Annotated in this window: 2 protein-coding genes; both read right to left on the bottom strand. The window is 61.1% G+C overall.

Annotated features, from left to right (window positions below):
- Positions 1–49 precede the first annotated feature (49 nt).
- Entirely contained in the window at positions 50–943 is an 894-nt protein-coding gene (gene istB, locus EDC90_RS20660; RefSeq protein ID WP_132314389.1) for an IS21-like element helper ATPase IstB, read from the bottom strand.
- Positions 940–2457, bottom strand: a complete 1518-nt coding sequence (gene istA / locus EDC90_RS20655; RefSeq protein WP_132314388.1) for an IS21 family transposase — start codon at positions 2455–2457, stop codon at positions 940–942. The genes istB and istA overlap by 4 nt, the downstream gene beginning before the upstream one ends.
- Positions 2458–2547: the final 90 nt, after the last annotated feature.

Raw genomic sequence — 2547 nt, 5'->3', positions numbered from 1 at the left:
TATAGCGCGACAATCTGTCTGAGACGCCGGCGACAATCTGTCTGAGATTCTATGTCGCGTCATTTGTGATGTTATCATCCTGATTGCCGCTGGCAAGATTTTCATGGCCTGTTGTTTGTCGTTGCGCGTCAATCATGGGTGTGTTGTTGATTGTCGCGTATGCGGCAGGCCTGCCCCTTTTGCGTTTTTCTTCCATTGCGGAGCGCCGTCTATAGCTTTCCACATTCATCTCAAAGATGGTCGCATGGTGGACCAGCCTGTCGACGGCGGCGAGCGTCATTGCGGGGTCGGGGAAAACCTTGTTCCATTCGCCGAAGGGCTGATTGGCGGTGATCATGATGGACCGCCTCTCGTATCGCGCGGAGATCAGCTCGAAGAGGACGCTGGTTTCGGCCTGGTCCTTGGTGACATAGGCGAGATCGTCGAGGATGATCAGGTCGAACTTGTCCAGTTTGGCAATTGCGGCCTCAAGCTGCAGTTCCCTGCGGGCGACCTGCAGCTTCTGGACAAGATCTGTGGTTCTTGTGAAGAGCACCCGCCAGCCGTTCTCGATCAGTGCCAGACCAATGGCGGCCGCGAGATGGGACTTGCCGCCACCGGGCGGTCCGAACATCAGGACGTTGGCACCTTTGGCGAGCCAGCTGTCTCCCGCCGCCATGGCCATGACCTGTGCTTTCGAGATCATTGGAACGGCGTCGAAGTCGAAGCTGTCCATAGTCTTTCCGGGTGGCAGGTGCGCTTCGGCAAGGTGTCTGGCGATCCTGCGGTGGGCGCGTTCGGCCAGTTCGTGCTCCGCAATAGCGGCCAGGAAGCGGGCGGCCGGCCAGCCCTCTCGGTCAGCCTGTTCGGCAAATTGCGGCCAGAGCATCTTGATGGTCGGCAGCCGCAGGTCGTTCAGCATGATAGAGAGGCGGGCCTCATCGACGGTATGGGCGTTTGTCATGCCGATACTCCTGTTGCATCCACCGTTTTGACAAGCGCTTCATAGCTGTCCAGGGACACGGATTGCACGGTGACGGCCGGTAGACTGCCTGCGTCCGGTGTAAACTTCCCTCGCAAGGCGTTAATGTCCGGAAGTCCACCGTCCCCGAGAACCCGGCTCAACGCGCTGGCCAGTTCCGCCTCACAGCCGCGATCATGCGCCAGGGCAAGCAGTTCAACTGTGATTTTGCAGGCCTGTTGTTCGGGCAGCCGGTCGATGAGCGCTTCGAAGGCCCGTCGGTATTCCTGACGCGGAAAGAGCTTGTCGCGATAAACCAGCCTCGATAGTGCCATAGGCTTTCTGCGCAGTGAATGGATAACATGGTGATAGTTCACGACCTGGTCATGCTTGCCGTTGGCCCTGGCCCGCCCTCTGGACAGGGTCAGCAGGAGGGTGCCGCCGGTGAAGACCTCAAGGCGATTGTCAAACAGGCGCACGCGCAGTCTGTGCCCGATCAAGCGGGAGGGTACGGTGTAGAAAACCCTGCGCAAGGTGAAGCCGCCAGTACTGGCAACGGTGACAATCACCTCCTCGAAGTCCGTGGTGCGGCGCGCAGGCAGCCCTTGCAGATAGGACCGTTCGGCTGCGATACGCTTGCCGCGGGCAGCATTGCGGCGCCCCACGATCTCATCGATGAAGGCGCGGTAGCCATCGAGATCGTCGAAGTCGGCGCAGCCCCGCATCAACAGCGCATCCCGGATCGCGCTCTTGAGATGGCCGTGTGCGCTTTCGATCGAGCCGTTCTCATGCGCCACCCCCTTGTTGTTGCGGGTCGGCGTCATCCGGTAATGGGTGCACAGGGCGTCATAGCGCGTCGTGAGATCCGCCCGCGCGTCGGCATCGAGGTTGCGAAAAGCCGCCGACAGACTGTCGCTGCGATGGGAAGACGGCGCGCCGCCCACCGACCAGAGCGCATTCTGCAACCCTTCGGCCAGGGCGACAAAGCTCTCTCCGCCGAGGATGACATGGGCATGCTCGAAGCCCGACCACGGCAGGCGGAAGTGGTAGAGCAGGTGATCCAGGGGCTGACCGGCAATGGTCACGTCGAGCGCCCCCATGTCGGTAAAATCCGACAGTGCGAGCCGGCCGGGCTCGTGAACCTGTCTAAAGATCACCTCCTGTTCCTCGCCATGCACCGCCCGCCAGGCCCGGATCCGCCGTTCCAGCGTCCGGCGGATACCCGGCGACAGGTCAGGGTGGCGGCGCAGCATCTCCTCAAAAATTGCGACCGGCCGAAGACCCGGGGCTGATTGCAAAAGCGGGACGACTTCAGCGTCGAAAATGTGCTCAAGCGGGTCCGGGCGCCGCCGGCCTCGCGGCTGCGCCCTTTGCGACGGCAGTTGGGGATCTTTCGAAATGCGGTATCCGCTCGCCCGGCTCATGCCGGCCTTGGCCGCGGCGACTTCGATGGGGTGGTTTTGTCTCAGTTTCATGAAAAGTCTCTTCTGTTGATCGGTTATATGGCGGCCCGGCACAAAGGTGGTTCTCCATTCCTGAAAACCAAAAGTGTACCGGGCCGACCGCGATCACAGACCCCGAAAATGGGCGAAGCGTCGTTCGTGTGC

The organism is Martelella mediterranea (genome assembly GCF_004342225.1).
Lineage (GTDB): Bacteria > Pseudomonadota > Alphaproteobacteria > Rhizobiales > Rhizobiaceae > Martelella > Martelella mediterranea_B.
The sequence above is the reverse complement of the archived record's forward strand: the minus strand, read 5'-3'. Positions and strand labels throughout refer to the sequence as shown.

Excerpts from the sequence above, each read along its gene's own strand:
- istB (WP_132314389.1), bottom strand. The coding sequence starts at position 943 with ATGACAAACGCCCATACCGTCGATGAGGCCCGCCTCTCTATCATGCTG.